The sequence below is a fragment of the Metabacillus sediminilitoris genome (assembly GCF_009720625.1).
Taxonomy (GTDB): Bacteria; Bacillota; Bacilli; order Bacillales; family Bacillaceae; genus Metabacillus; species Metabacillus sediminilitoris.
Genome location: NZ_CP046266.1, coordinates 556181 through 562500, shown reverse-complemented (window position 1 = coordinate 562500; position 6320 = coordinate 556181). Strand labels below are relative to the sequence as shown.

Annotated in this window: 8 protein-coding genes (1 of these 8 cut by a window edge); 1 reads left to right on the top strand and 7 read right to left on the bottom strand. The window is 35.0% G+C overall.

What is annotated here, in order from left to right:
* A protein-coding gene (locus tag GMB29_RS02845; protein WP_136356082.1) for a nucleotidyltransferase-like protein crosses the window boundary here: on the bottom strand, positions 1-441 show its 5' portion. It extends 432 nt beyond the left edge of the window; only the first 441 of its 873 coding nucleotides appear in the window; the start codon lies at positions 439-441; its stop codon lies off the left edge, out of view.
* A 264-nt stretch (positions 442-705) separates the two neighbouring features.
* Between GMB29_RS02845 and GMB29_RS02840 the strand changes: the two genes are divergently transcribed.
* Entirely contained in the window at positions 706-1062 is a 357-nt protein-coding gene (locus tag GMB29_RS02840) for a YgzB family protein (protein ID WP_136356080.1), read from the top strand.
* A 604-nt stretch (positions 1063-1666) separates the two neighbouring features.
* Here GMB29_RS02840 and perR read toward each other — a convergent pair.
* The 6 genes from perR to GMB29_RS02810 form a co-directional block, all read right to left on the bottom strand.
* A complete protein-coding gene (perR, locus tag GMB29_RS02835) occupies positions 1667-2104 on the bottom strand; it encodes a peroxide-responsive transcriptional repressor PerR (RefSeq protein ID WP_136356078.1) in 438 nt (145 codons plus the stop codon).
* A 423-nt stretch (positions 2105-2527) separates the two neighbouring features.
* The gene (gene bcp, locus GMB29_RS02830) at positions 2528-2998 is read right to left on the bottom strand and encodes a thioredoxin-dependent thiol peroxidase (protein ID WP_136356076.1); all 471 of its coding nucleotides are present in this window, start codon (positions 2996-2998) and stop codon (positions 2528-2530) included.
* Positions 2999-3062: 64 nt separating this feature from the next.
* Positions 3063-3464, bottom strand: coding sequence for an ion channel (locus GMB29_RS02825; protein WP_136356074.1), 402 nt, complete (start codon positions 3462-3464; stop codon positions 3063-3065).
* A 159-nt stretch (positions 3465-3623) separates the two neighbouring features.
* Positions 3624-4409 (bottom strand): ABC transporter permease, encoded by a 786-nt coding sequence (locus tag GMB29_RS02820; RefSeq protein WP_136356072.1) that lies wholly within the window; start codon positions 4407-4409, stop codon positions 3624-3626.
* A 4-nt stretch (positions 4410-4413) separates the two neighbouring features.
* On the bottom strand, positions 4414-5205 hold the full coding sequence (locus GMB29_RS02815) for an ABC transporter permease (RefSeq protein WP_136356070.1): 792 nt from the start codon (positions 5203-5205) through the stop codon (positions 4414-4416).
* An 8-nt stretch (positions 5206-5213) separates the two neighbouring features.
* Positions 5214-6230 (bottom strand): ABC transporter ATP-binding protein, encoded by a 1017-nt coding sequence (locus GMB29_RS02810; protein WP_136356068.1) that lies wholly within the window; start codon positions 6228-6230, stop codon positions 5214-5216.
* Positions 6231-6320 lie beyond the last annotated feature (90 nt).

Genomic DNA, 6320 nt, shown 5'->3' with positions numbered 1-6320 from the left:
ATCAAGCAGTTGTTTCGATTCAAAAAATGCTTTTCCTTCTATATATCTTCTTATTAGCTTTCCATACTCAATCCCAATTTTCAGTTTACGTTCTGAAAAAGGAAAGGTTCGCAAACGATCAATTAGATCTACTATGTATTCATTTCGGTCAAATAGGACTTTCCCATTTAACACCCATTCAACCATTCTTCTATTTGTTCCTAATAGGATTGAATCATTTAACTCTTCTTTTGATATAACAGTTAAAGACGCTATTTTATTTTCAAACTCATAATGTTTAATAAAAAGTTCCTGTTCTGAATCATCAACGATAACAAGTAATGCAACATCAAAATTATCTGTTGTAGGGGAGATTTGCTGTCTTTTTTCAATCATAATGATTGCCAATGTAGTTGCATGGCTTGCTCGTTCTTGATAAATAGGACGGAGAATGTTTTCCATCATTATTCCTCCAATATGTAGGCTTTATTATTGTTTCTACAAATTAAAGCAAAATTCCTTTTCTAATCTCATAATGGAGTACATAAAGAAAAGGCCGTTCATTATTAAAGCAAAGTATGATACTTTTTCAAATGCGATTTTCTAAAAATTTAACTCTGATAGTATAAAATAACATCAACATACAAACAAACATTATTTCTAATTTGAGTTAACAATTTATCTGCCCTGCAACCTGTGCTATATTAAAACTGGGAGGTTATTGTTATGGCTCGCAAATATACTAGTAAAATAAATAAAATAAGAACTTTTGCTTTAAGCTTAATCTTTATTGGTTTCATTATTATGTATGTTGGTGTTTTCTTTCGAACAAATATGTGGGTAATGACGATTTTTATGATGCTGGGTATGATTTCAATCATCGCTAGTACAGTCGTGTATTTTTGGATTGGGATGCTTTCAACGAAAGCGGTTCAAGTCATTTGTCCCTCATGTGAAAAGCCTACAAAAATACTCGGACGTGTTGATATGTGCATGTATTGTAAGGAACCGCTAACATTGGACAAGGATTTAGAAGGTAAAGAATTTAATGAGGATTATAATCGCAAAAAAATAAAGACATAGTAATTTAGAACGGCTGCAGCTAAGCCGTTCTTATTGTTTTATAAATCTTTATCAATTTTAAATTACAGCTAAGAATCGTAAAAATAAGTGGATAGGCTAGAGCAGAATACCAGAGCTTCCATCCAGTATAGTTAAAAAAGGAAGTTAGTTCAGCCAACCCATTCAAACCAGACTGAAAAGACTGTCCAGCATAGAATATAGCCAATTTTCGCTTTCAACCCTTTATTCTGAGGAAAATAGTTGAGATACAAGATATTAATAGGGATATAATACAAATATTGCCCGATAAAAGCTTTTGCCTCGATACCTTTTCCAAAATAGCTATAAAGATCAAAATACCTTCCAAGTATAAGGTCTGTATTAGTCCCAAAAAATAGTGCAAACATGGTTGCAGCATAAATCTCAATTTTTCTCAGACTTTTGGGATGAAAATAACAAGAATGTTTAGCAGTATAAAAAAAAGATAAAAAAGTATCCACATAAGAGCTTTCTCGTATAATCCTTCATCATGAATTATTGTGCTTCATCTATTGAAAATCATCCTTTTTGGTCCTTATAAAAAAAATATAAAAAAACAAGCTTAGTTTGATGACTAAGCTTGTTTTTAATGAGTTTCATTTTTTTCACAACTGTTGCACATTCCGTATATCTCTAAACGGTGATGACTAACTTTAAATCCAGTCACATGTGCCGCTAACGCTTCAACTTCATCAAGTCCAGGGTAATGAAAATCAACGATCTTTCCACATTTTTCACAAATACAGTGATAATGATCAGATGTGACAAAATCAAAGCGACTTGATGAATCGCCATACGTTAATTCCTTTACTAGTCCAACTTCACGAAATACCCTTAAGTTGTTATAAACAGTCGCAACACTCATATTAGGGAATTTTCCTTCTAATGCTTTATATATATCATCGGCTGTAGGGTGTGTCATGGAATCGACTAAGAATTCAAGTATAGCATGACGTTGCGGTGTGATCCGTACTCCAGTTTGCTTGAGTGAATCTAATGCATCTTTTAATTGATGTTCAGACATCCGCCATGCACCTCGCTATAATAAATATTATTACTTTATAATGTTTATAATTAGTGTACATTGTAACTAAGACTTTTGTCAAATATTCTTCTATATATAAATATAGTTTACATTAAAATAAGATTCATGCTAATAATATATTTTTTCTTAGAGAATGGGAGTTCACATCATTTTATTTATTCTGTAAGGCTGGATAGAATAAAGAAATGATATGGGTATAAAGATATATATCCTCATTTTTTATCACATAAAAAAGAGTGCGGAGCTTAGAGTCCGCACTTCAAATCCGGCGCTAACATTTGAGGAGGTAATGCCTTCCCTATACGGTACGCATTTTCCCTTATTTTGGCTGGACATTTGCCTTACTTTTAAAAAATGGGCGATAAATTTGTTGGTATCTTCGAATAGGATTTATTTATTTATTTAAGATTGGTGTTCTTTAATGTATTGTAAAGCTTCAAGTACATGATCCTTTACTTTTACTTTTCTCCATTCCTTCACAATCTTTCCATCTGGATCAATTATAAAAGTGGATCGTTCAATCCCCATGTACTCTTTCCCAAAATTCTTTTTTAATTTCCATACACCAAAAGCATCTGCTAGTTTATGTTCATCATCCACTAGTAGTGAAAAAGGGAGATCATGCTTCTCTTTAAATTTTTGATGTTTTTCCTGCGGATCAGGACTTACGCCTAAAATAACTGCATTTAAGTCTGCAAAGCTTTGATGCTGGTCCCTAAAGTCACATGCCTCTGTCGTACATCCAGGTGTCATATCCTTTGGGTAAAAATATAAAACAATATATTTCCCTCGATAATCTGCAAGACTTGTTTTCTCTCCATTATCAGCTAGTAATTCCAAATCTGGCGCTATGCTGCCGACTTCAACTGTCATGATAATCCCTCCAAAAAAATATTCCCTCTTTAAGCGTAACCAACTTTCACTAATTGTACAACTTTTACGATTTTTCGATTCCAATAACGGTTCGAGCGAGGAAAACAGCTGGAAGGATATATCCGATTAATGCTTCTGTGACAGCAAGAAATCTTCCCATACCAATTGGGACAATATCACCGTAACCGACTGAAAATAACGTAACGGCACTGAAATAAAGTGATGTAAACAACTTGTCAAAATAATCCCCAGTAATTGGCATGCCTGCTTCCATTAAGACGTGAACATTACTTTGAATACAAACTAAATAGAGCATGCCAAATCCTATGAGGAGTGATAAGTATAAATACGTAATCATGATGATGGTATCAAAAGATAAAAAGTTTTTTTGGAAGCATACAGCAACAACACTCTTAAAGCTCATAAAGATACAGACGATGATAAAAATACAAAAAAATAATTCCAACTAACCCCCACCTGCCTAAGATGACACTTAGTACAATATATACAAGCAGGCAGGCTTGTATTCGATTCACTTTAACAGATGATCAATTCGCTTAAAGTTTTACGTCTTTTTCCAAATGAAAAAAGAGAACGATTGTTACATCGCCCTCTTTTCATTCTATTAATTACCTGCTCCACGATATTTTTTCACACCTGAATTCCACAGAATGACCGAAATGATAAAGAACACAAGCCCCATTACTGGTGTTAAAAAGGAGTATACATACCATTCTTCTTTTTCGAGAAAAAATGCAGCCGGATACACTCCAACAAATGCAAAAGGAAGAATCCAAGTTAACACAAAGCGGATAACAGAATTATAAATATCCACAGGGTAGCGTCCATAGTTTCCGATATTGTACATCATCGGCATTAAGGAGGTTGGGGAATCAGACCAAAAACCAATACTTGCCAAGGAGACAAAAATCCCTGCATATACGAGTGCGCCACTAATCGCAAATACAATAAAGAGCAGCAAGTCATACCATTGAAAACTTAACCCTAATTGAATGGAAGCATACCCCATAATGAATATCCCAGTAACCGCACCAAACAATGATTCAAGGTCCATTCGTTCGAGGATAACTTGAAACAAGCTATGTATAGGTCTAGTTAAAATCCGGTCCATTTCTCCTTTTACAATGTAACGCTCATTGAAATCCCAAATGTTGAAAAATGCTCCAAATATCGCATATGGTACTAAGAAAAAACCGTAGATAAAGATTATTTCATCACGAGTCCAACCGCTTAAAAATTGTGTATGTCCGAAAACAACGAGAATAAATACGAGATTTGTAATTTGAAACAGCATGTCAGATAACAATTCAACAACCATGTCTGCACGATATTCCAACCTGGTTTTCATATATTGTCCGACATACTGTATGAACATTGAAAAATAAAACATCTTCTCATCCCCCCTGAATAATCATTCGTTTTTTCGCTGAAATCCACAGCATTTGGATGGGAATGAGTAATATGATTGCCCACATGCCTTGCAATAAGATGGCTTGAAACACTTCATTTCCTTCTATACCTTCAGTAAAAATCATACTTGGAATATAGCTGATTGCTTGAAACGGAAAATACTGCATAATATTCTGAGCCCACAACGGGTAAAAGCTGATCGGCAAAAGTAATCCAGAAAAGAGATCGATAATCACCCGCTTTGCTCTCATTAGGCCATCATTATTAAATAAGAAAAACGTCAGCAACCCTGTAATCAAGTTGATCTGGGTATTAATAATAAAGCTAAAAACTAATGAACAAGCAAAAAACAGCCAAGTAGCTCCATTTGTAGAGAACTCCATTGGAAATACAAGTCCCACGATCACCATCCCTGGTAATGAGAAAAACACTAAGCGGAAAACCCCTTCTCCAAACGCCTGCATTGTCTTCATCCCTAAATAGTTATAAGGCCTAATTAATTCTACGGCGACTTTTCCTTCTTTAATCTCCAAAGCTATTTCACGATCAATATTATTAAAATAAAAAGCCCGTGCCATCCATGAAACAGCTATATATGAAGTCATCTGAACAACAGATAGGCCTTCAATTGATTCTTTTCCACCATAAATGGCAGTCCACAAAAAGTAATACGCTCCAATGTTAATGCTGTAGATGAGGATCCCGCTATAATAATTTGTACGATATGCAAGCATCATTAAAAAGCGGATCCTAATCATTTCAATATATTTGTCCATAGTCCACCTCAGCTTGTTAATGCCTCTCCTTTTTCATAAATGTTGCGAATCACTTCTTCTGTTGAGATTTCCGTCACACTTAAATCGGTAATTTGATAAGCCCCGACAATTCGCCCAATCAGCTCTGACATTTGCGCTTCTTTATCAAGAACTAATGCTGTCCACACATTTAACTTATCGGTTTTTTGCCATGTTACATGAAGATCAGCTGTTAAAAATAATAATTGTTCTTCAATTAATTCCTCTGCAAATTGGAATTGAATTTGCTTCCCTTCGCCCCAATGAGCACGTAATTTCTCTAGCGCTCCATCATAGATAACCTTACCTTCATCAAGCATGACAACTCGTTCACAAAGTGCTTCAATGTCTGATAAATCATGGGTGGTTAATAGAATGGTTGTTTTATATTTCTCATTCATTTCTTTCAAAAATTGACGGATCTTTAATTTTACAAGTACATCAAGACCAATTGTCGGTTCATCTAAAAACAGTAACGGTGGATTATGAATAAGTGCAGCGGCAAGCTCACATCTCATTCTTTGTCCTAAAGACAGCTTACGCACCGGCTTATCTAGCAATGGTTCAATATCTAGTGTCTTAATAACATGGTCCATATGTTCGTTATAATCTGCATCTGAAACCTTATAGACCTTTTTTAATAGACGAAATGATTCCTGTACGGCAATATCCCACCAAAGCTGTGAACGCTGCCCGAAAACAACCCCAATTGTCTGAGCAAATCGCTCCCGTTCTTTATGTGGATTCATTCCATTGACAAGCACCTCACCAGACGTAGGTGTTAGGATTCCAGTTAGCATTTTGATTGATGTCGATTTTCCTGCCCCATTTTCCCCAATATATCCGACCATTTCACCCTGCTTGACTGTAAACGAAACATCATTCACAGCAGGGATAATTTTATATTGACGATTTAATAAATCGCGAAACGCACCGCCAAGTCCTTGACGACTTGAGTACGACTTAAATTCTTTTCGTAATTTCTTCACTTCAATAATATTAGTCATTGTCGACCCTCCTGCTTTTCTCCACAACGATTAGTTTATCTAATCTTCATCATAACAACAATTAGTATGCATTTTAATCATGAAAATGAT

Excerpts from the sequence above, each read along its gene's own strand:
- GMB29_RS02840 (WP_136356080.1), top strand. The coding sequence starts at position 706 with ATGGCTCGCAAATATACTAGTAAAATAAATAAAATAAGAACTTTTGCT.
- bcp (WP_136356076.1), bottom strand. The coding sequence starts at position 2,998 with ATGACAGTTGAAGTCGGCAGCATAGCGCCAGATTTGGAATTACTAGCT.
- GMB29_RS02810 (WP_136356068.1), bottom strand. The coding sequence starts at position 6,230 with ATGACTAATATTATTGAAGTGAAGAAATTACGAAAAGAATTTAAGTCG.
- GMB29_RS02815 (WP_136356070.1), bottom strand. The coding sequence starts at position 5,205 with ATGGACAAATATATTGAAATGATTAGGATCCGCTTTTTAATGATGCTT.
- GMB29_RS02820 (WP_136356072.1), bottom strand. The coding sequence starts at position 4,409 with ATGTTTTATTTTTCAATGTTCATACAGTATGTCGGACAATATATGAAA.
- perR (WP_136356078.1), bottom strand. The coding sequence starts at position 2,104 with ATGTCTGAACATCAATTAAAAGATGCATTAGATTCACTCAAGCAAACT.